Below are 21394 nucleotides of genomic sequence, written 5' to 3'. Positions count from 1 at the left end.
GTGGTAGAGCCCACTCAACCACTGCGTCTTGCTCGATAATCCAAAGACAATTGAGAGGCTAGGACTTTTGTCCCAGCATCACACGGGAGTTTTGAAACTTTAGGTTTAAAACTAAGTCATGGAACTTCTTCGAAGTTCGCTGACGTCCGATCTCACCTAAGGAAAGTTTCAGAGATAACATTATCCATAAGCAAAAAGCCTGAGCCAACGCTCAGACTTTTTTGTGTTAATCAATTTCGAGACCACCGGTGTAGAGGCGGTAATAAGTTCCGCGTTCTGCCATCAAGGAAGCGTGGTTACCTCGCTCGATGATGCGTCCCTTGTCCATGACCATGATCACATCCGAGTTGACGATGGTTGAGAGACGGTGGGCGATGACAAAGACAGTCCGTCCTGCCATCAGGCGATCCATCCCCTCTTGGACCATCTTTTCTGTCCGTGAATCGATTGAGGAGGTCGCTTCATCAAGGATCAAGACCGGCGCATTGGCCAAGGCAGCACGCGCAATGGCAATCAACTGACGTTGACCGTTTGAGAGACCGGCTCCATCATCGTTCAAGACGGTATCGTAGCCTTGGTCCAAATGTTTGACGAAGGAATCCACATTGGCAATGCGGGCTGCTTCCAGGATTTCCTCCCGGGTCGCATCTGATCGACCATAGGCGATATTTTCTGCGATGGTTCCAGTGAAGAGGTGGATATCCTGCAAGACGATCCCTAGCGAGCGACGGAGCGAAGCCTTCTCGATCAGCTTCACATCGATCCCATCATAGGTGATAGATCCTGATTGGATATCGTAGAAACGGTTGATCAAGTTGGTAATGGTGGTCTTTCCTGCTCCTGTCGCACCGACGAAGGCCACCTTTTGCCCCTTGTCTGCGTAGAGGTTGATATCGTATAGGATTTGGTTCTTCTCATTGTAGGAGAAGTCTACATTTGTAAAGACGACATTTCCGACCAGTTTGACTAGTTCGTAGTCGCCATTTTCCCGAGGGTGTTTCCAAGCCCAGAGGTTGGTCTTCTTATCAGTGATGACCATGCGACCATCGACCTCTTCATAGTTGACCAAGGTGACTTTCCCTTCATCCACTTCGACTTCTTCATCCAAGAGATCAAAGATCCGATCTCCCCCAGCAAGAGCAATGAGGACAAAGTTCAACTGTTGCGATACTTGGGTGATAGGTCCGTTGAAGGAACGGTTGAGCTGGAGGAAGGCCATGAGTCCACCAATGGTGAGGCCACTGATACCATTCAAGGCAAAGATCCCACCGACTAGTGAAGTCAAGACGAAGGAGACATTTCCCAGGTTCCCCAAGATAGGCATCAAGACATTGGCATAGCGGTTGGCCTGATAAGATGATTCAAAAAGTTGGTCATTAATCCGCTCAAAGGCTTCAATACTTTCTTTTTCATGAACGAAGGCCTTGACCACTTTTTGACCAGACATCATCTCTTCGATAAAACCATTTTCAATCCCTAAGTTCTTTTGCTGATCGGCGAAATAGCGACCAGATTTGCCAGAGATATCTTTGATGACATAGGCCATGACTCCGACCATCAAAAGAACGAGAAGGAAAAGGAGAGGGCTGATCATGATCATGCTGACAGCTACCCCGATAATGGTAATGGCAGACTGCAAGAGCTGCGGGATAGACTGCTCGATCGCTTGGCGAAGAGCATCGATGTCATTGGTGTAGATCGACATAATATCCCCGTGTTGGTGGGTATCGAAGTACTTGACAGGGAGCTTTTGCATGCGGGCAAAGAGCTGGTTCCGTAGCGAGCGAAGCGTATCCTGAGAGACTGTCGCCATAATGAGGGAAAAACCATAGTTGGCCAAAACTCCCAAGATACCGACTACTGCCAGCATCATCAAGAAGCTGAGGAGAGGCCCAAAATCCTTGCTTCCACTATCCAACATGGGTTGGATGTATTGGTCCACCAAGGCCCGGATAGAGGAGGTAATATAGACCGTAGAGAGGGAGGCTGCCACAATGAGGACAGCCGCTAAGAGAAGGACAAACTTATACTGTTTCCACATATAGTCTAGCAAGCGCACCAGAGAGCCCCAGCTGGCTTTTTTCTTATTCTTCATCTGCTTGTCCTCCTTTCCCTTGGGTTTGCATGTCATAGACTTCACGGTAGATGGCATTGCTCTCGAGCAGTTCTTGGTGAGTACCGATGGCATCGATCTTCCCATCATTCATGACCACGATCCGGTCTGCATCTTGGATAGAAGAGATCCGTTGACCAATGATGATCTTGGTCGTATCCTTGAGACTAGACGCCAGTCCTTGACGGATCAGACTATCCGTCTTGGTATCGACAGCCGAGGTCGAATCATCCAAGATCAAAATCTTTGGATTCATCAAGAGAGCGCGGGCGATACAGAGACGTTGGCGCTGACCACCTGAGACATTGGCTCCACCACGTTCGATCATGGTATCATAGCCATCCTTAAAGTTCTGGATAAATTCATCCGCTTGAGCGATCTTACAAGCTTCCACGATTTCTTCGTCCGTCGCGTCCTTATTTCCCCAGCGCATATTTTCCTTGATGGTACCGGAGAAGAGGACATTGGTCTGAAGCACCATGGCAACTTGCTTGCGCAAATGGTCTAGATCATAGTTTCGCACATCCTGACCAGCTACCTTGACGCTACCAGACTCTACATCATAGAGACGAGGGATGAGCTGGACCAGACTAGACTTACCAGAACCAGTCCCCCCAAGGATTCCGATCACTTCACCCGAGCGAATGCTGAGGTTGATATCAGATAAGACATGGGCCTTGTCACCATTTTCGTCTGTATAGGCAAAGTCCACATGGTCAAAGGTAACAGATCCATCTGCTACTTCTGTCAGACCATTCTCAGGAGAGACGATGGTTGACTCTGTCCCAAGCACTTCATTGATCCGCTCCACTGATGCCATAGAGATTGAGAGCATGACGAAGATCATCATAAACATCATGAGGGACATAAGGATGGTCATGACATAGGCAAACATAGACGTCAGCTCACCCGTTGTGAAGCTGCCACCCACGATGAGTTGGGCCCCGATCCAAGAGATCAGGATAAAGGATGCATATAAGGACAGCATCATGGCTGGACTACTCAAGATCACGATGCGGATAGCCTTCATGAACATGTTGTAGATCAAGCGAGAAGCCTTCTTAAACTTAACCGTCTCTTCTTCTTCCTTGACATAGGACTTGACCACGCGCATATTGGTAATATTTTCCTGGATGCTATTGTTCAAGTTATCATAGGCCTCAAAGACCTTGGTAAAGAGTGGATAGACGATCTTCGTAATCACCCCCAAGACCAGACCCAAGAAAAGGGTAATTCCAATAAAGATCATGGCCATCTGCGGATTGATCAAATAGCTAGCAACAATGGCAAAGATCAAGTTGAGCGGTGCACGCACACAGATCCGGATCACCATCTGATAGGAGTTCTGCACATTGGTCACGTCCGTCATCATGCGGGTTACTAGACCACCTGAGGAGAAGCTATCGATGTTTTCAAAGGAGAAGGTTTGGATCTTTTTGAAGATCGCCTTCCGTAGATTCTTAGCAAAGCCTGCTGATGCAAAAGCTCCGTAGCGGGCCGACTGCATCCCACAGAAAAGAGAGAGAAAGGCGAAGACCAACATGAGGAGACCATAGGTCAGAACAGTGGTCATATCCCCCTTCTGAACCCCCTTGTCCAGAAGCGTCGCCATGATAAAGGGAATAGAAATCTCAAACATGACCTCAAACACCATATAGAGTGAGGCCAGAACTGAGGGTTTCTTGTATTCCTTGATTTCAGCAATCAATGACTGAAGCATAGATACCTCCTAAAATACTAGTTAGTACAGTTTTCGTTAGTAAGACGTCCATTCCCAAACAAAGAGAAAATCATTTGAAGAGATCGGCCATCTCTGCATTCGAAAGCTATGGAAACAGAAAGCGCCCTGACAGCGTTACTGTAGGGACGACTTTCATTATTCATAACAGTTATTATAGCTTAACAATGGATAAAAATCAAACTTTTAGTCAGTCCTTACCAAATAGACTGACATTCTTCTGGATACAAGTTTCTACTCTTCACTGGTACTGAGAGACACCAAGCTCAAGAAGCGATCAAAGTAGGTCTTGTTCTTCTTTAAGTTTTTCTTCAGGCTTTGTGCCTCTGAGACTTCATCCGTGATGATTCCATCAACCGGCCGTTGAAGGTAGGCCGTTAACTTTTGCTCATCATTGATGGTCCAGACATAGAGATCTTTTTTCATCTCATGGGCCTGGGTTACCAAATCCTCCTGATAAGAAAAGTCTTCGATCGCAAAGAAATCAACAGAGTAGTTCTCAAACTGTCCAAACTGAATCGGAATGACATAGCCGGTCTTAATCTCCGGAGCTTTCTTCTCCACCTTTTCCATCACCGACAGATCCAAGGACATGGTTGGATAGTCCTTTTCAACTCCCAACTCCTTCATCTTTTGGACGAAGAGGTCCACGTAATTTTCTGGTTCTGCACCGTGAGGTTTGAGCTCGACCAAGAGGGGCATCTTCAGCTCCTTGGCCCGGGTGACAAACTCCTCAAAGGAGGGGATGTGACTGGTATGACCATCCTGTTGGATCTCCAATCCCTGCACCTCAGCCAGGGTCATATCTTTGACATCCTTGTCCACTCCAGCCAAGCGTTTGAGATTGTAGTCATGCATGACGACGAATTGATGGTCCTTGGTCAAGAGGATATCCATCTCAACATAGGAAACCTTCTCCTTGGCAGCTGCCTCGAGTGCTTCGAGGGAATTTTCTACACCCTTGGCCACATAGCCACGATGGGCTACGATTTTTACCTGGTCATTGACCTCTAAGGTCGCTAAGTCAAATGCTGCCATCCCTGACTGAGCCAGGAGGAAAAGAAAGGTCAGGACAAAGAGCCCCTTCATCTTGCGAGAGCCTCGAGTCTTGATGACCGAGCAACTCGGAGCCTCCCAGCCATTGTCCAGGATGATTCCCAAAGTTCCCAGTTTAGACATGACAGAAAAGAGGAAAATGTAGAGGCGGATCAAGACCAAAAAGATAGTCTGCACCCAGATATGCTGGCCCGTTTTGTCCAGCTGACTAGACGCAAAGACCAGGCCAAGGATCAAGAGAATACCCGTAACAGAAAGGATAAACTCAAAGGAGAAGATCCGCAGGATAAGGCGAATCCCACCTTTTTTAGTCATCTCCCAACTCTTGCGCAAGGCAGTGCCAAAAGGCAACTCTTCAATCACGATATTGGGTACCGTATAGATGAGACGCAGATTGAGATAGATCAGAAGCACTTGAACTATGAAGAGACCGATGGCCCCAGCGGTCGTCTTGGAAAACTCCCCTGTGATAAAGTTCGGAATATAGAGACCATCCGTCAGAGTGGAACCAATGAAGAGACCCGCTACAGGCAGAGTCAGAACCATATAAAAGAGAAAATGCAACAGATTCCAACCGCTAAAATCCTTTAAGCGACCAAAAGACTGGTGAAAGACCTTTTTAAAAGACAGGTGCTGATCCGTACGAGACAGATAGATCAGGGCGATCATTGTCCGCATCTCCAGCATAAAGAGAAAGGCGAAGACGATGGCAAAGAGAATCAAAGCCACTAGACTCAATGGATTGGTCAAGGTCGTGAGGATATTGTTCTTGTCAATGTTGGACTCACCCGATAAGAGGAGGGCCAGTTGAAAGACCCAACTCAAGGCCGCAGCCCCTATACCAACCACAAACTGCAAAAGAATCCCCACAGAGATAAAGGACCATTTGTTGCGCCAGATCAAGTAAAAGGCCCCTTTCAGGTCTTGCCAGTAACTCCGTTTCATAAACTCTCACTTTCATTTCTATTATTCCCTTAGGATAGCGGAAAAGCCCTCCCTTGTCAATGCGTTTCAAAAGAAAAAGGCTGGGAAAACCAACCTTTTCTGATCATTCTGCTAAAAGCACTTCTTTGATAGTTTGTTTTTGGAGTTTTCTGTTGGATAGATAAAAGAGGCTTTCGTAAACCACAGCAAAACCAAGCAAGGTCCAAAAGCAAACGTTCCAGTCAAAGTTGTGCTCAATCTTTTCGGGTACCGTGTCTTTGATCACACCAATCAAGATTTCCATGATGCCATATTGATAAGCCGTCCCAAGGGCAAATCCTAGATAAGCCCAGAAACGATAGGGAGCGAGAATATGACTTTGGCATTCACGATCGGTGTAGCCAAATGCCTTCATAAGAGCCAAGGTTTCGCGACTTTCTGAAACGACAATCCCCAATGACAAAAAGAGGATCGAGAAAGAAAGAATCAGACCAATCATAATCATCATTGTTTGGATGATGTCATCTGTGTAGTCCCTTAGCCCAAAAGACAATTGAACCATGGACGCGAAACACATGGAGCCAAAGACCACAAAAAACAGGATTGATTTTCTCCCCCAAATCAGCGACGAAGACAGCTCTTTTAGGAAGGATTTCTCTTTCTTAGGAGCCCTTCTTCTCCTTTTTTCCTTAATCGGTGTTGGAGATTTTTTTAATAAGCGAAGGGCCGGCGTTTGTAGTTGTCTTCTAGCATAAGCAATCGCAAGGACCATAAAGAAAGTCGTTGGCAACACCACCAAAGCAAGCAAGAGCTGCCAATGAAAATGAATGGTAATTTCTGGCAGAATCCCCTTCTCATTGCGAAAGTCATAAAAATGTCCCATCATTAGAAAAGAAGCGAAATAGCCAAGAAGTGCTCCAACTCCAAAACTGAGTCCAAAAGCCCAAAATCGTTTCGCCAACTGGCCATTGCTATAGCCCAAAGCCTTTAAAATCCCTAATTGTTCCTTGTGGTCATCGACAAATTGTTTGATATAAAAACACATGAGAAGGCTCGACGTCAAGGACAAGACAACCCCACTGACCATAGCCACCATCCAAGATAGCGAAACCTGGGCATCATAGTAGGTCTGAATCATCGGATTGGTTTTAGAAATCTCCAACTGCTCGATATCCAGGTAAAAATTCAAGAAGAGATTGGCCACAAAGGCCGCACAAGCCCCAATGATACTGACGACAACTAATTTTCGAATATCTTTTACTGAAAACATGGCTTACCATCCAATCTCATAGGCAGTCTGAGGCTGATCGTTGGTCACAACTTGGGTAATCTTGCCACTATTGACGCGAATGATGGTTCTGGCCATATCCGCAATATTTTGGTTGTGCGTCACCATAATTAGAGTAAAGCCAAGCTTTTCCTTCAACTTCCAGATATAGTCGAGAATCTTGCGCCCTGTTTCTTCATCGAGGGCCCCCGTCGGCTCATCTAAGAAAAGAATCTCTGGCTTTTTGGCCAAGGCCCGAGCAATGGAGACTCTCTGCTGTTCCCCACCAGACAATTCACTTGGATACTTGTCCAGCTTATCGCCAAGCCCCAAATCCTCAATGATCTGCAAAAAATCATGATTGTTTGCCAGGTCAGCTCCCATCTTTACATTTTGTCTAACCGTGAGATTCGGTAATAAATAATACTGCTGAAAAATAAAAGCTATCTTCTCACGTCTAAAGGCTGTCAATTGAGCATCCGTGAGTTGCGATAAATCCTGCCCTTTAATGAGGATATGCCCCTCGTCTATCTTTTCTAATCCTGATAATACGTTTAAGAGAGTGGACTTTCCTGATCCAGAAGGACCTAGGATAACCACATCATCCTGGTCTTGAATCTGCAAATCAATCCCTTTTAAAACCTTTGTTTGGCCGTAACTTTTGTGAACATTTTCTAGTTGAATCATTTCTTTCCTACCATTTCTTTGATGAGAGATTGACAAACTTCTGTCAATAAACCAATCACTTCTTCCATGCTGAACTGATAAATACCAGAAGCAACCATAGAGGCCATCCCGTGTGAGTAGATGAATAGATGCTGGTACAAGCGACTAGCCTCCTCTAGCGTCAACGGATAGTCTGCGACAATCGAATCCAGAACCATTTGGTAACTATGATCCTTCATGGGAAGAAAATCTTGAAAGCGACGAATCGGATCTTTGCTAGGATTTTGGAAAAGCAATTGAAAGAGTTGGGGCTCTTTTGAGGCAAACAGGATATAAGCAACCCCGACAGATCGAAAAGGCTTCTCATCTTCTAGGGCCTTGCGAATATACTCCACCACGACCATCTCCGCCGCAACAATAACCTCTGCTTGTAACTCAGCCATATTGGCAAATTGCCCAAAAATGACCCTTGGCGTGGCTCCCAGTTTCTCTGCTAATGCTCGAGCCGTCAAACTAGCCAAGCCCTCTTCTCTCACCAATTGTAAAGCTGTCCCAATGATAGCCTCTTTACTAAATTTAACCTTGGGTGGCATAAGACTCCTTTCGCGCAACAGTTGTTACGCAACATATGTTTCCTAAAGAATACCATAACAAAGAAAGACTTGTCAAGAAAAATCTGTAAAGCATAAAACAAAAAAAACCAGCCCACTGATACAAGTGAAGTCTGGTTTACTAACAAGATTCTAAGGCAAATCATTTCCCGCCGCCAAGTAGATTTGGTACCATTCCTTGCGCGTTAGGGTGACTGTTGCTGCTTTCCCCGCTTCAAGGACATGCTGGGGTTTGGTCGTTCCGATGACAGCCTGCATCTTTCCCGGATAGCGGAGGACCCAAGCAAGGGCGATGGCTGTCGGAGTGACCTGATATTTCTTCGCCAAGTCATTAAGGACATGATTGAGGGCCGCAAACTCTTCCTTGCCGACAAAATTCCCTTTGAAATAGCCATGCTGGAGGACAGACCAGGCTTGAATCACCGTATCGGTTAAGCGACAATACTCAAAGACACTGCCATCTCGCACGGTTGCTTTTGGCCCTTCCATGTTGACATGAAAACCAGCTTCAAGGCTAGGCGTAAAGGCGGCACTCAACTGCAACTGGTTGATCTTGAGTGGTTGTTTGACAGCCGTTTTGAGCAATTCCATCATCATAGGATTTTGATTGGACACCCCAAAATGATGGACCTTGCCCACTTGCCCCAAGTGATCAAAAGCTGTCGCCACTTCTTCCGGCTCCATGAGGGCATCCGGTCGGTGAAGGAGGAGACTATCTAAGCGCTCGATCTGCAGACGCTCGAGGATACCATCGACGGAGTCCAAAATATAGTCCTTCGAAAAATCAAAATAGGTAAAACCGTCTTTACGAATCCCACACTTAGACTGGATCCACATCTGATCCCGAAGATCCGGACGGCTCTTGAGAACCTTCCCCAGCAGGACCTCACACTGGCCATCGCCATAGATATCCGCCAGATCAAAAGTGTTGATCCCAATCGACAAGGCTGCCTCCACCAAGGCTTCCACCTCGTCTTCACTCATCTGACTGATCCGCATCATCCCAAGGACAATCGTGGACAGACGCTCATTTTCAGCAAACTCAATATAGTTCATGTCCGCCTCCTTTTCATTCTTCCTTCATTATAAAGGAAAGAAGACCAAACAGCAATGATTTCACAAAGCAAAAACACCTCCAGTATCCACTGAAGGTGTCTTTTTTAGCGATAGCTCAAGGCTTTTTTGACTGTTTTGACCAAGCCTAGATCATCTGTTTGTAAGATGAGGCTAGAATAGATTTTTCCAATGATCATGGTGCCAAGGAGCGTAAAGGCCAAGGCGATTCCGAATGACCCCCATGATTCAAGTCCACTTGCATAGCCATTGATGGTACGGAAAGGCATGAAGAAGGTTGAAATGAATGGAATGTAAGATCCAATCTTCAAAAGAGGAACATCACCAGCGCTACCCAAGGTAGTCACTCCAAAGAATCCAACCATCACCAACATCATCAGTGGAGAGAGGGCCTTCCCTGTATCTTCAGGACGAGCAACTGTTGACCCTAGGAAAGCTGAAAGGACAACGTACATGAAGATTCCAAGAATGATAAAGAAGAAGGTGTTCAAGGAAATGGATTGTCCAATATGTTGAGTAATAGGAGAGTCTGGAGATAATACATCTTTCACAAGAGGAATGGAATCTCTAAAGATCCAAACACCTCCCAAACCTACTGCATAGATACCAATATGGGTAAAAATGACTCCGAAAAGACCAATCATGCGAGCATAGAAATAGTGAGTTGCGCGAATGCTTGAGAAGACCACTTCCATGATCTTGGTTCCTTTTTCACTGGCTACCTCTTGAGCAGTGATACTTGAATAAAAGATCAGAATCATGTAGAGAAGAAAACCGATTCCTCCAGCTACCATGGTCTGCACCATTTTCAGTCCTTCTTTCTTCTCATCAATTTTTTCAGTCAATGAGACCTGTTGAGAAAGGGCTGTTAACTGCTCTTGGCTTAAATCTGCCTTAGAAACATTGAGCATTTGTTGGACCTGACTCAATTTAGCCATAAGAACTGATTTGAAATCTGGCTTCATGGCATCCTCACTCTGGTAGCGAGCCTCTAGCTGGCCATCCTTTTCTTCAACTGTGAGGATCCCCTTGATTTCTTCCTCTTTCATGGCCTTCTTAGCTGCTGCTTCATCCTTATAGTCAAAGGTCAAGCCATCGGTCCCTTTCAAGCTTTCCTTGACAGGAGCTTGATCTGTAATCAAGGCGATGTTGCTTTTAGCAGAGGTAGAAGAGCCAACGAAGTAGTTTATTCCGATCGTCAATCCAATGAAGAGAAAGGGAGAAAGAACCATCAGGAAAAAGCTCCATGATTTCACTTGGCGTAAATAAGTTTCTTTGATAACAATCAGCATCTGTTTCATACTTCTACTCCTGATTCTAATTTAAAGATTTCATCAATGGTTGGGGCTTGTTGGTCAAAGGTTGCAAGATAGCGACCCTTGGTCAACTGGTCAAAGAGGTCTGGACCTGCTGTCTCATCATCCAATACCAACTTCCATAGACCTTGCTTGGTCATAGTCACTTTAGTCACATGAGGCAAGGCTTCCAACTCCTCTTGACTGAAGTCATTGGATACGAAGAGGCGAGTCTTGCCAAAGCTATTCCGAACTTCTTGTACAGGACCTGAGAGGATGACGGATCCATCACGGATCATGACCAACTCATCACAGAGTTCTTCTACATTGGTCATGACATGGTCTGAAAAGATAATAGTTGCACCGCGTTCTTTTTCTTCAAAGATGACCTGCTTGAGGACTTCTGTATTGACAGGATCCAGTCCACTAAAAGGCTCATCTAGGATGATCAATTTTGGCTCATGGATCATTGTAATAATCAATTGAACCTTTTGCTGATTCCCTTTTGAGAGACTCTTGATCTTATCAGTTAATTTCCCTTTTACTTGGAGTTTTTCCATCCAGATCGGAAGTTTCTCCTTGACCTCAGCAGTTGACATTCCTTTGAGATTGGCAAGGTAACGAACTTGCTCATAGATGGTCAACTTAGGCATGAGGCTCCGCTCTTCTGGCAGGTAACCAATTTCCTTATAGGTTTCTTGACTGATTGCTTTGCCATCCAATTGGATATCGCCACTGTAGTCAAGGAAGCGGAGGATACTATGGAAGATGGTCGTCTTCCCTGCTCCGTTCTTCCCAATCAAACCTAAGATGGATCCTTTTTTCGCAGTCAAGTCAATGCCGAACAAGACTTGCTTTTTGCCAAAGCTCTTTTCTAAATTTCTGATTTCTAACATAGAAAACTCCTCTACTCTTTATAGTAACGTTTGGTAATCTTGTACTGAGAGACCAAGATATAGATATAAATTAATGATACAACTACTAATGCTAACAAGATATCTGCCTGGAAAGTAATGCCGACTAAGAATATCAACATCAAGGAAATCGGTAAGACATAATTGCTTAATTTGAAGACAATATCGAAGTTCTCCTCATAGCAAATTTGTTTCTCTGCTTCATCCATCATACTCATTATTAATTCACGGACTTCTGCCCCACTAGCATTTCGTGGGATTGCTTTTCCATAAATCTGTTTGAAGGTTTTTCGAAACTGATGTTCCAGTCCAAAAGTAAGAAGGAGCAAAGCAACGAAAATAAGCAGGATGCTATCTTTTCCAAAAACGCCTGTTAGTTTATCTTCATAGACTAGTTTTTGGCAAGAAAAGAAGAGCACTAACAGATAGGGAACAATCATGACGCCTTTGAAAATCGCAGCCAAGTCATAAAGCCTTCTCGTTTGACTTTCATAATGGTAGGCTTCGTCTTCATCTTCTGTCTCCTCCATCATCTGATAAGACTGGCGGGACGACAAGAGATAAGTAGACGCAATTCCGAAGCTCACCAGATATAAAATGATTGACCCTATATAGAGCATATCTCGATCAAATAGTTTTTGGATTTCAATAGGATGATCTGAACCAAAATAAACTTTAAAAAAGCCAATGATTATTCCTAAAAGGAACATGGCCAGGTTTCTCCAAAAACGAAAACGGGCTGACCTTTCTTTATACTTCTTTTTCACTTTCATTCTTCTCCCTCTACTAGACTAAAAACATTCTCCACCGGTTCCTTGAAAATCAGGGCGATGGTAATAGCAATGATAACCGAAGGGGTGTATTCCCCCCGCTCCAAGAGACTGATGGACTGGCGCGAGACCCCTGCTAGCTTAGCTAGCTCGGATTGGTTGAGCCCATCACGCGCCCTCAGCTCTTTCAGTCGATTTTTTAAGATCATGGCTTTCGCCCCCTTATAGTTGAATACCTTGAATATCTTCGATGCGAACTAATTTGAATTCCTTCTCTTTTTTCTTATTCTCACGGCTCAATTTGACCCAATCTTCATCGATATCCGTAATTTCATATTCGGTTCCAAAACCATTCACTGTAACCGTGACCGTTTGGCCTTTCAATTCTTCTAAAAGTCTAGACATGTCTTGATTTCCTTTCACTTGTTTTTCTAATCTTTTGATGCGCTTGTTCAACCTTTTAATCTTCTTTTCTGAGCTTGTATAAAATATAACCAGAAAAGGGATAATGAGAATCCAAATGGCGTCCATAACAACTCCTCTTCTTCTTTCAACTGAAATCATTGTAACACTTCTTTTTCTTTTTGACAAGTATATTTTTCAAAAAAATAAAAATATTTGTCAAAAATAGAAAGATGGTTGACATAGATATTTTGAGTACTTAAAGGAATTTCTCTATTTTAATAGGGTTTCAAGGCCAATAACTTACAAATCCTGTAAGAAAAAAACAGTTGAGAACTTCTCAACTGTTTCATCTTTTTACGACTTAACGCACTTCTGCATTCACTTTTTCTTCGAGAGATGCTTGGATTTTCTCCATGTAGCGTGCGACTTCTTCGTCGGTCAAGCTATCTTCTGGATTTTGGAAGGTCAAGCTATAAGCCATGGACTTCATTCCGATACCCAGTTTTTCACCTGAGAAGACGTCAAAGAGTTTGATATCTGTCAAACGTTTCACGCCTGCAGCTTGGATGGCATCGACTACCTCTTGGTGAGTCACTTCTGCCTTGAGGAGAAGGGCGATATCACGGCTGACCGCAGGGAACTTCGTAATTTCCACAAAGGCTGCGGCTGGTTGAAGGGCTGCTTCAATAGCTGAAAGGTTAAGCTCAGCCACATAAGTCTCTGGAATATCATAAGCCTTAGCCGTCACAGGGTGTACTTGACCGAGGAAACCAAGAACTTGATCCCCGAGTGAAATCAAGGCTGTACGTCCTGGATGGAGACTAGCTATTTCAGAGGTTGCTGTATAAGTCACTTCAAGACCCAAGCGAGCAAAGAGGGCTTCCAAGATTCCCTTAGCATAGAAGAAATCAACTGGAACAGCTGGAGTCTGGAAGTCTTTTTCAGCAACTAAGCCAGTCAATGCAAAGGCAAAGCTGTTGATTTCGTTTGGCAAGTCTTCTTTTGGATTACCCGTTTGCTCGAAGACTTTTCCAATCTCGTAAAGAGCCAAGTCTTTGTTCTTACGCGCTACGTTGTAGGCAACTGTATCAAGGATACCAGAAACCATATTTTGACGAAGGACTGAACGATCCACAGTCATTGGCCACATGAGCTCCGTTAAGTTACTTGGTGCAGTCGTGAATTCAACGGCTTTTTCAGGAGTTGTCAGAGCGTAGGTGATGATTTCTGTCAATCCAGCCCCTTCAGCGATAGTCCGAACCTGACGACGCAATTTTTGTGTCGCTGTCAACTCACCGGCTGTCCCATCATCTTTTGGAAGACTGGTTGGCAAGCGGTCATAGCCATAGATACGTGCGATTTCCTCAAAGAGGTCCGCTTCAATCGTGATATCCCAACGGCGACGTGGAACGCTAACTGTGAAGGCTTCTGCATTTCCAGAAAGGCCAAATCCAAGGCGACGGAAGACATCCTCTACATCCGCGTAGGAAAGCTCAGTACCAAGGACACGGTTAACGTCTGCAAGAGTAGAAGAAACTTCTACATCAGAAGTATCCAATTCACCTGCTGAAACAATACCTTTACGAACAGTTGCTCCTGCAAGTTCAGCAATCAGGCTTGCTGCCGCATCAAGGGCTTCATTAACGGTTGCCACGTTGATGCCTTTTTCAAAGCGAGAAGAAGATTCTGAACGAAGGTTGAGGCGACCACTAGTCTTGCGGATTGATTTACCATTGAAGACAGCGGCTTCAAGGACGACACGGCTAGAGTTTTCAGAGATTTCTGTAGCCTCTCCACCCATGACACCTGCAAGGGCAACAGGTTTGTCAGCAACAGTAATGACTAAGTCAGTTGTTTCCAACTCACGCTCTTCCCCATCCAAGGTCACTAATTTCTCACCAGCACGTGCTTCACGCACACGGATGTCAGTACCTTCAAAGGTATCCAAGTCAAAGGCATGCATAGGCTGACCAAAGTAAAGTAGGATGTAGTTGGTCACGTCAACGACATTGTTAATCGGACGGATACCTTCATTCATGAGAAGATTTTGCAACCATTGTGGACTTGGTGCGATGGTCACATTGTCCAAGATACGAGCAGCATAGTAAGGCGCCTTGTCTGTGTCAATGCTGACAGAAAGAGCATCCGCTACGGATTGGTCTGTTTCAGTCAAAGAAAAGTCTTTGAAATTGACTGCCTTGTCATAAATCGCTGCTACTTCGTGCGCTACCCCACGCATAGAAAGAGCGTCTGCACGGTTTGGAGTGATGGAAAGTTCGATAATTTCATCATCCAAGTCGAGGTAAGAGAAGACTTCATCTCCAGGAACAGCATCTTGAGGCAAGATTTGGATCCCGTCAGCGAATTCCTTCGGTACAACGGAGTCAGAAATCCCTAATTCACCAAGGGAACAGATCATTCCGAGAGATTCCAAACCACGGATTTTCCCTTTTTTGATCTTGTAGTTGTCCGCGATACGAGCACCTGGAAGAGCCACCATGACCTTGATGCCAGCGCGCACATTTGGTGCTCCACAGACGATTTGACGGGCTTCTTCTTCACCCACATTGACTTGGCAGACATGCAAGTGTGTTTCTGGCACATCTTCACAAGACAAGACTTCTCCGACGACAATTTTTGAGAGACCAGCAGCAGGTGATTCCACACCTTCTACTTCGATCCCTGTAGTTGACATTTTTTCAGCCAACTCCTCTGATGGCACATCAATGTCCACCAATTCTTTTAACCATTTATAACTAACTAACATATGTAAGATACCAAGGGCCAAGCAGAAATCTAGTTATCTTTCCTAGATCTCCATCCACCCTCGTTTTGATCCTTTCATTTTGTGTTTTCCAGCTCGAGGCTTGTTTAGGTAGGTCTAGTAACCTCCCCTTCTCTAGAATAGAAGTTTCTCGTTCCTTCTAGATCAATTTCTTTCTCAACAACCAGTCTGTATCCACGGTATCTCCAGTGATATACTGGTGTTCACTAAATCGTTCAAATCCAAAGCGATAGTAAAAATCTTGCGCCTTAAAGTTGCGTTCCCAGACACCTAGCCAAGCCCACTCAAAGCCACGGCTCTTGGCTTGATCCAGCGCAAAGGTAAACATTTCCTTGCCAAAACCAGCCCCATGCCATTCCTTTTTGACATAGATCCGTTGGATCTCAAAGGCCTTGTCCATCTCTACTGGCTCGGTCTGCGCTTGGCCCCAGTTGATCTTGAGAAAACCACAGATTTCTTGATCTTCATTGAGGACAAAATAGGTTTCGGACTCCGGATCTTGCAGATCCTTTTCGATTTGCTCCAATGAGAGAACCGTTGAGAAGTAATCTTCCAAATCTTTCTCAACGATATAGGGACCAAAGGTATCCCGATAGGTTTCCACCTCTAGGTCACGCAGGGTCTGTGCCTGGTCGATTTTTACTCTAACTAACATGATTATTTAAACTGTTCCGAGAAGCGAACATCTCCTTGATAGAAGCCACGGATATCATTGATTCCATAACGAAGCATGGCTACACGCTCCTGACCAAGTCCGAAGGCGAATCCTGAATAAACTGTTGAATCAATGCCACTCATCTCAAGCACGCGTGGGTGAACCATGCCGGCTCCCATGATTTCGATCCAACCGGTCTTCTTACATACATTACATCCCGCTCCCCCACATTTGAAGCAAGAGACATCGACTTCAACAGATGGCTCTGTAAATGGGAAATAAGAAGGACGCAGACGGATTTGGCGTTCTGCACCAAACATCTTTTGCACGATCAACTGAAGCGTTCCTTGAAGGTCTGCCATAGAAATATTCTTCCCAACGACCAAGCCTTCGATCTGATGGAACTGGTGGCTGTGGGTCGCATCATCTGTATCCCGACGGAAGACCCGCCCTGGAGAGATCATCTTCAAAGGCCCCTTGCTAAAGTCATGCGCATCCATAGCACGCGCCTGAACTGGTGATGTGTGGGTCCGAAGCAAGATTTCTTCTGTGATGTAGAAGGTGTCCTGCATATCCCGCGCTGGGTGATCTTTTGGAAGGTTCATGCGTTCAAAGTTGTAGTAGTCTTTTTCAACTTCAAACCCATCGACGACTTGGTAGCCCATCCCGATAAAGATATCTTCGATTTCTTCACTGGTTTGGGTCAAGACATGACGGTGACCACTTGCGACTGGACGTCCTGGTAGGGTCACGTCGATACTTTCACTAGCTAATTTAGCTTGGACTTTCTTTTCTTCCAAGAGTTTGGCTGTTTCTTCAAAGGCAGCCGTCAAGACATCACGCGCTTCATTGACGTGTTTCCCGATAACCGGACGCATTTCAGCAGAGACATCTTTCATCCCTTTGAGGATTTCAGTAAGGGAACCTTTTTTCCCAAGGACAGAGACGCGTAACTCTTGCATCTCTTTTTCGTTTTCAGCAGAGATTTGCTTCAAAGCTGCCAGCGTTTCTTCCCGAAGCGCTTTTAATTGTTCTTCAATCGTTGACATATTTCCTCCATCATGGTCTTCACTCAGACATAGAAAAAACCACGCGCCACACCCATATTCGGAGCGTTGACACGCGGTACCATCCGTTTTTTATCTGAAACTCAGACCTTAATTTCTAAATCCTTGCGCAAGTGAATTCACTCAGCTTTCATGCAAAGAGCTTTCAGTCACGGCTCTTCTCCCTGTTGCACTTCCCTTGAGGTACTAGTCTTGCAGATTTCTATTCAATTACATTCTAGTTTATCAGATTTTTAGTTAAAAAACAAGTTAGATGAGACTAATTTCAATAGACAAAGAAACAAGACGCAGGGCATTATTTATTTGCCTTGTCTGTTTCATCTGCTTTCCTTTTCAATAGAAGAGTTGCTGCTTGGTTAAAACCATCACACCAGTTATACCATTTTGCTTCATACTCATCTTGAGGTAAGATACGATGTTTTAAATCCAGAACAGAGGATATCTTTCTTTCCTCGCAAGCTTGCGCATAGAGATGATAGAGCTCATCACCACCATCTCTATCAAACTCAGCAGAAATCGTATCCCGACTAGCCAATAAAGCCTGATATGCCCTGTGATGCCCGTCTGTAATCAAGAAGCAATTTCCAAATGCAAGAACACTAATCGGATCCACATTGATGATTTCTGCCGACTGATCAAGCATCTGGATATCATGTAACTTCTTTTCCGATAAATAAAGTTGAGTCGGATGAAGATCTGTTATCTTGACTTCCATTTCTTTCTCCTCTACCATGAGTAAAAAAGCTGGTCATGAGCACTGGTGAACATTTTTAAAGGTCAGGATTTAAAGACCTGCCAAAGCCAAATTCCCTTGCCATTCTTGTTATTCGTTTGTTTTTATTCGATGACTTGTCCAGCTTCTTTCAAGACAGATTCTGGGATGGTAATGCCTAATTCTTCTGCTACTTTTTTGTTGATGACAGATTTACCATCTGTAAAGATCTCGACTGGTGTATCCGCTGGTTTTTGACCTTTCAAGATTTTCGCAGCCATTTTACCAGTTGCCACTCCAAGATCGTGTTGGTCGACAACGACTGAACCTAAACCACCAGCCTCGACCATGGCTGTCGCACTTGGGAAGATTGGTTTTTTAGCTGTTTTGTTTGCTTCGACTACAGTTGAGAAGGCTGAAGCGATGGTGTTGTCGATTGGAACCCAGATAGCATCCACTTTACCAGTCATGACAGAAACCGTTGAAGCAATTTCATTTGTAGAAGGGACTGAATAAGGAACCACCTTGTAGCCTGCTTTTTCAGCCAATTTTGTAAATTCTTCTACTTGCGTTTTAGAATTATCTTCACTGGTTGAGTAAAGAACCCCGATTGTTTTCACGTTTGGAGTCAACTCTTTGATCAACTTCAACTGTTGTTCCGTTGGGTTGTGGTCAGATACTCCTGTGATATTGCCACCTGGTTTTTTCAAATCTTTGACCAAGTTAGCGCCGACTGGGTCTGTGATAGCACCCATGACGATTGGTTTGTCCTTAGTCGCACTAGCCAAACCTTGAGCAGATGGGGTTGCGATTCCAATCAAGACGTCGTTGTTGTTTTGGACCAATTGCTTGCTCATGGTTGCAACCTTGTTTTGGTCTCCTTCCGCATTGAGGAATTCGATCTCAATCTTGTCCTTATCGTAGCCTTCTTCAGCCAAGCCATCTTGAATCCCCTTGTAGATTTCGTCTAGCGATGGGTGGCTGACCAACTGCAAGACACCGACTTTTACCTTTTTACTTCCATCTGCTTTATTAGCATCATTTTTATTGTTTAACATTGGATAGACAACAGCTACTAAAATAATAGCTAGCAAAGCACCAATCATTCCCAATACACGTTTGTTTTTCATTTTCTTTACCTCAATTATTTATTTTTTCATTTTCTAGCATCTTTGTTAAAGACTGAGTCGCCATCGTTTCTTCATCTTCTTTTCTCCCTTCTTTTTGAAACAAAAAACACGCCCACACATAGCTATAGCTATGTGAGGACGTGTCATCGCGGTGCCACCTCACTTATGGGAAAATGGATAAACTCCTCCCATATCTCTGTCTTGTCTAGCAACAAATTGCACGATAAGGTGTGCCGACCGAATTTTTATTGTTTCAAATTCATCTCATCATTAGTCCAATTTCATAAATGTCCACTACCCACTTCCACCAACCGTGAGCTCTCTATTAAATTTTCATTTATTACTTTTCTAATTGAATCCATTGTAAATGTTTCCGTAAGCCTTGTCAATACTTTTTTATGTTTTTTTTGAAAACGTTCGTCATTTCCTGAAAATTCATTATCTAACGGATGCTTTTACAAGGATTGAAAACCGCCTTCTTACTGGGTTTTCAGGCACTTTTTTGATATAATTTACTAGAACTAGTCTAGAATGTTGAGGAACCCCATGTCTTTTGATGGATTTTTTTTACACCATATGGTGAATGAATTACAAAGCGAACTCCTATATGGTCGCATCCAAAAAATTAACCAACCCTTTGAACAAGAGTTGGTTTTACAAATTCGTAGCAACCGCAAGAATCAAAAACTCTTGCTGTCTTCCCATTCTGTTTTTGGTCGGATCCAACGGACCCAGACCAATTTTGAGAATCCTGCCTTCCCTAATACCTTTATCATGGTCATGCGCAAGTATCTCCAAGGGGCAGTCATTGAGCAGATCCAGCAACTGGAGAATGACCGGATTTTAGAAATCGCCGTCTCCAATAAAAATGAAATTGGAGATGATATCTCTGTGACCCTGATCATTGAAATCATGGGTAAGCACAGTAATATCATACTCCTGGACAAGGCGACTGAAAAAATCATCGAAGCCATCAAGCATGTGGGCTTCTCTCAAAACAGCTACCGAACTATCTTGCCAGGTTCGACCTATGTAGCTCCTCCGAAAACCGAAGCGTTCAACCCCTTTACCATTAAAGACGAAGCCTTATTCGCCTTTCTTCACCGAGAAGAGTTGACACCTAAAAACCTTCAAGCCCATTTCCAGGGTCTTGGTCGAGATACTGCTCAAGAATTGGCTAGTCGATTAGAAAGTGGAGAAAAATTAAAAACCTTCCGGGCTTTCTTTGAAGCTCCAACAGATCCCCGTCTAACGAAAAAATCCTTTGCTGCTCTCGCTTATGCAGATAGCCAAGAGGAGACCTTCGATACCTTATCGGATCTACTTGACCACTACTACTTGGACAAGGCTGAGCGCGACCGGGTCCAGCAACAAGCTGGGGAACTGATCCGCAAGGTGGACAATGACCTAGAAAAGAACCGGAAAAAATTGGCCAAACAAGAAGCCGAACTGGCAGCGACAGAAAATGCCGAAGACTTCCGTCAAAAAGGCGAACTGCTCACCACCTTCCTCCATCAAGTCCCAAATGATCAAGACCAAGTCACCTTGGACAACTACTATACCAACCAGCCTATTACCATTGCCTTGGATAAGGCCTTGACCCCCAGTCAAAATGCACAACGCTACTTCAAGCGCTACCAGAAGCTAAAAGAAGCTGTTAAACATTTGACCTCTCTCATCCAGGAAACCAAGGAAACCATCTCCTACCTAGAGACAGTCGAAACCGCTCTGGCCCAAGCCAGCCTTTCTGAAGTAGCCGAGATTCGCGAAGAGCTGATCCAAACAGGCTTTATCAAACGACGCAACCGCGAAAAGATCCACAAACGGAAAAAACCAGAAAAGTACTTAGCCTCAGACGGAAAAACCATTATCTTGGTCGGCCGAAACAATCTTCAAAACGAAGAATTGACCTTTAAGATGGCTAAGAAAGATGAACTCTGGTTCCACGCCAAGGATATTCCAGGTAGTCACGTGGTTATTACTGGTAACCTCAATCCTTCAGATGAGGTCAAGACGGATGCAGCTGAGCTAGCGGCCTATTTCTCTAAGGGACGCCTCTCTAATCTGGTCCAAGTCGACATGATTGAAACCAAGAAACTTAACAAACCGACCGGAGGAAAACCTGGCTTTGTAACCTATACCGGTCAGAAAACCCTACGGGTCACCCCTGAAGAAGAAAAAATCAAATCCATGCGCATCAGCGAGTAGACAA

General features: G+C 44.5%; 18 protein-coding genes and 1 other annotated feature. Of the genes, 1 reads left to right on the top strand and 17 read right to left on the bottom strand.

Annotated elements, in window-relative coordinates; translation table 11 throughout:
- Positions 1-226: 226 nt before the first annotated feature.
- From K1J10_RS01200 to trpX, 17 genes are all read right to left on the bottom strand, one after another.
- Positions 227-2095, bottom strand: coding sequence for an ABC transporter ATP-binding protein (locus K1J10_RS01200; RefSeq protein ID WP_223355606.1), 1869 nt, complete (start codon positions 2093-2095; stop codon positions 227-229).
- Positions 2085-3833 (bottom strand): ABC transporter ATP-binding protein, encoded by a 1749-nt coding sequence (locus K1J10_RS01195; protein ID WP_223355605.1) that lies wholly within the window; start codon positions 3831-3833, stop codon positions 2085-2087. Before K1J10_RS01195 ends, K1J10_RS01200 begins: the two co-directional genes overlap by 11 nt.
- A 252-nt stretch (positions 3834-4085) precedes the next feature.
- The gene (locus tag K1J10_RS01190) at positions 4086-5852 is read right to left on the bottom strand and encodes a glycerophosphoryl diester phosphodiesterase membrane domain-containing protein (RefSeq protein WP_223355604.1); all 1767 of its coding nucleotides are present in this window, start codon (positions 5850-5852) and stop codon (positions 4086-4088) included.
- Positions 5853-5955: 103 nt separating this feature from the next.
- Positions 5956-7101, bottom strand: coding sequence for an FtsX-like permease family protein (locus K1J10_RS01185; protein ID WP_223355603.1), 1146 nt, complete (start codon positions 7099-7101; stop codon positions 5956-5958).
- A gap of 3 nt (positions 7102-7104) precedes the next feature.
- Positions 7105-7785 carry an ABC transporter ATP-binding protein gene (locus K1J10_RS01180; protein ID WP_223355602.1) on the bottom strand — a complete coding sequence of 227 codons (681 nt, stop codon included), beginning with the start codon at positions 7783-7785 and terminating at the stop codon, positions 7105-7107.
- The gene (locus tag K1J10_RS01175; protein WP_223355601.1) at positions 7782-8357 is read right to left on the bottom strand and encodes a TetR/AcrR family transcriptional regulator; all 576 of its coding nucleotides are present in this window, start codon (positions 8355-8357) and stop codon (positions 7782-7784) included. The genes K1J10_RS01180 and K1J10_RS01175 overlap by 4 nt, the downstream gene beginning before the upstream one ends.
- A 150-nt stretch (positions 8358-8507) precedes the next feature.
- Positions 8508-9431 carry an aldo/keto reductase gene (locus tag K1J10_RS01170; protein WP_223355600.1) on the bottom strand — a complete coding sequence of 308 codons (924 nt, stop codon included), beginning with the start codon at positions 9429-9431 and terminating at the stop codon, positions 8508-8510.
- Between the two features lie 104 nt (positions 9432-9535).
- Positions 9536-10750: an ABC transporter permease gene (locus K1J10_RS01165; protein ID WP_223355599.1), complete on the bottom strand. Its 1215-nt coding sequence runs from the start codon at positions 10748-10750 to the stop codon at positions 9536-9538.
- Complete coding sequence (locus K1J10_RS01160; protein WP_223355598.1) at positions 10747-11640, bottom strand: ABC transporter ATP-binding protein; 894 nt, start codon at positions 11638-11640, stop codon at positions 10747-10749. Before K1J10_RS01160 ends, K1J10_RS01165 begins: the two co-directional genes overlap by 4 nt.
- 11 nt (positions 11641-11651) lie before the next feature.
- A complete protein-coding gene (locus K1J10_RS01155) occupies positions 11652-12431 on the bottom strand; it encodes a DUF3169 family protein (protein WP_082162649.1) in 780 nt (259 codons plus the stop codon).
- Complete coding sequence (locus K1J10_RS01150) at positions 12428-12637, bottom strand: helix-turn-helix transcriptional regulator (protein WP_048789196.1); 210 nt, start codon at positions 12635-12637, stop codon at positions 12428-12430. The genes K1J10_RS01155 and K1J10_RS01150 overlap by 4 nt, the downstream gene beginning before the upstream one ends.
- Before the next feature lie 13 nt (positions 12638-12650).
- Positions 12651-12959: a hypothetical protein gene (locus tag K1J10_RS01145; RefSeq protein ID WP_048789197.1), complete on the bottom strand. Its 309-nt coding sequence runs from the start codon at positions 12957-12959 to the stop codon at positions 12651-12653.
- A 235-nt stretch (positions 12960-13194) separates the two neighbouring features.
- Positions 13195-15600 (bottom strand): phenylalanine--tRNA ligase subunit beta, encoded by a 2406-nt coding sequence (gene pheT, locus K1J10_RS01140; RefSeq protein WP_223355597.1) that lies wholly within the window; start codon positions 15598-15600, stop codon positions 13195-13197.
- Positions 15601-15757: 157 nt separating this feature from the next.
- Positions 15758-16273, bottom strand: a complete 516-nt coding sequence (locus tag K1J10_RS01135) for a GNAT family N-acetyltransferase (RefSeq protein ID WP_223355596.1) — start codon at positions 16271-16273, stop codon at positions 15758-15760.
- Positions 16274-16275: 2 nt separating this feature from the next.
- Entirely contained in the window at positions 16276-17322 is a 1047-nt protein-coding gene (gene pheS / locus K1J10_RS01130) for a phenylalanine--tRNA ligase subunit alpha (RefSeq protein ID WP_048789200.1), read from the bottom strand.
- 313 nt (positions 17323-17635) lie between these two features.
- Positions 17636-18055, bottom strand: coding sequence for a chromosome partitioning protein ParB (locus K1J10_RS01125; RefSeq protein WP_048691030.1), 420 nt, complete (start codon positions 18053-18055; stop codon positions 17636-17638).
- A 122-nt stretch (positions 18056-18177) separates the two neighbouring features.
- Positions 18178-19158, bottom strand: a complete 981-nt coding sequence (trpX, locus tag K1J10_RS01120) for a tryptophan ABC transporter substrate-binding protein (protein ID WP_398577083.1) — start codon at positions 19156-19158, stop codon at positions 18178-18180.
- Between the two features lie 155 nt (positions 19159-19313).
- Positions 19314-19548, bottom strand: a binding site (T-box leader).
- A 180-nt stretch (positions 19549-19728) separates the two neighbouring features.
- Between trpX and K1J10_RS01115 the strand changes: the two genes are divergently transcribed.
- Complete coding sequence (locus K1J10_RS01115) at positions 19729-21390, top strand: Rqc2 family fibronectin-binding protein (RefSeq protein WP_223355595.1); 1662 nt, start codon at positions 19729-19731, stop codon at positions 21388-21390.
- The last annotated feature ends 4 nt before the right edge of the window (positions 21391-21394 follow it).

It is taken from the genome of Streptococcus australis (assembly GCF_019930045.1).
GTDB lineage: Bacteria > Bacillota > Bacilli > Lactobacillales > Streptococcaceae > Streptococcus > Streptococcus australis_D.
This window is presented reverse-complemented; position numbering and strand designations above follow the sequence as displayed.

Bases quoted from the DNA above. Each gene is read 5' to 3' on its own strand.
- K1J10_RS01115 (WP_223355595.1), top strand. From the start codon at position 19,729: ATGTCTTTTGATGGATTTTTTTTACACCATATGGTGAATGAATTACAA.
- K1J10_RS01170 (WP_223355600.1), bottom strand. From the start codon at position 9,431: ATGAACTATATTGAGTTTGCTGAAAATGAGCGTCTGTCCACGATTGTC.
- K1J10_RS01135 (WP_223355596.1), bottom strand. From the start codon at position 16,273: ATGTTAGTTAGAGTAAAAATCGACCAGGCACAGACCCTGCGTGACCTA.
- pheT (WP_223355597.1), bottom strand. From the start codon at position 15,600: ATGTTAGTTAGTTATAAATGGTTAAAAGAATTGGTGGACATTGATGTG.
- pheS (WP_048789200.1), bottom strand. From the start codon at position 17,322: ATGTCAACGATTGAAGAACAATTAAAAGCGCTTCGGGAAGAAACGCTG.
- K1J10_RS01200 (WP_223355606.1), bottom strand. From the start codon at position 2,095: ATGAAGAATAAGAAAAAAGCCAGCTGGGGCTCTCTGGTGCGCTTGCTA.
- K1J10_RS01145 (WP_048789197.1), bottom strand. From the start codon at position 12,959: ATGGACGCCATTTGGATTCTCATTATCCCTTTTCTGGTTATATTTTAT.
- K1J10_RS01180 (WP_223355602.1), bottom strand. From the start codon at position 7,785: ATGATTCAACTAGAAAATGTTCACAAAAGTTACGGCCAAACAAAGGTT.
- K1J10_RS01190 (WP_223355604.1), bottom strand. From the start codon at position 5,852: ATGAAACGGAGTTACTGGCAAGACCTGAAAGGGGCCTTTTACTTGATC.
- K1J10_RS01185 (WP_223355603.1), bottom strand. From the start codon at position 7,101: ATGTTTTCAGTAAAAGATATTCGAAAATTAGTTGTCGTCAGTATCATT.
- K1J10_RS01160 (WP_223355598.1), bottom strand. From the start codon at position 11,640: ATGTTAGAAATCAGAAATTTAGAAAAGAGCTTTGGCAAAAAGCAAGTC.
- K1J10_RS01125 (WP_048691030.1), bottom strand. From the start codon at position 18,055: ATGGAAGTCAAGATAACAGATCTTCATCCGACTCAACTTTATTTATCG.
- K1J10_RS01195 (WP_223355605.1), bottom strand. From the start codon at position 3,833: ATGCTTCAGTCATTGATTGCTGAAATCAAGGAATACAAGAAACCCTCA.
- trpX (WP_398577083.1), bottom strand. From the start codon at position 19,158: ATGATTGGTGCTTTGCTAGCTATTATTTTAGTAGCTGTTGTCTATCCA.
- K1J10_RS01165 (WP_223355599.1), bottom strand. From the start codon at position 10,750: ATGAAACAGATGCTGATTGTTATCAAAGAAACTTATTTACGCCAAGTG.
- K1J10_RS01155 (WP_082162649.1), bottom strand. From the start codon at position 12,431: ATGAAAGTGAAAAAGAAGTATAAAGAAAGGTCAGCCCGTTTTCGTTTT.
- K1J10_RS01150 (WP_048789196.1), bottom strand. From the start codon at position 12,637: ATGATCTTAAAAAATCGACTGAAAGAGCTGAGGGCGCGTGATGGGCTC.
- K1J10_RS01175 (WP_223355601.1), bottom strand. From the start codon at position 8,357: ATGCCACCCAAGGTTAAATTTAGTAAAGAGGCTATCATTGGGACAGCT.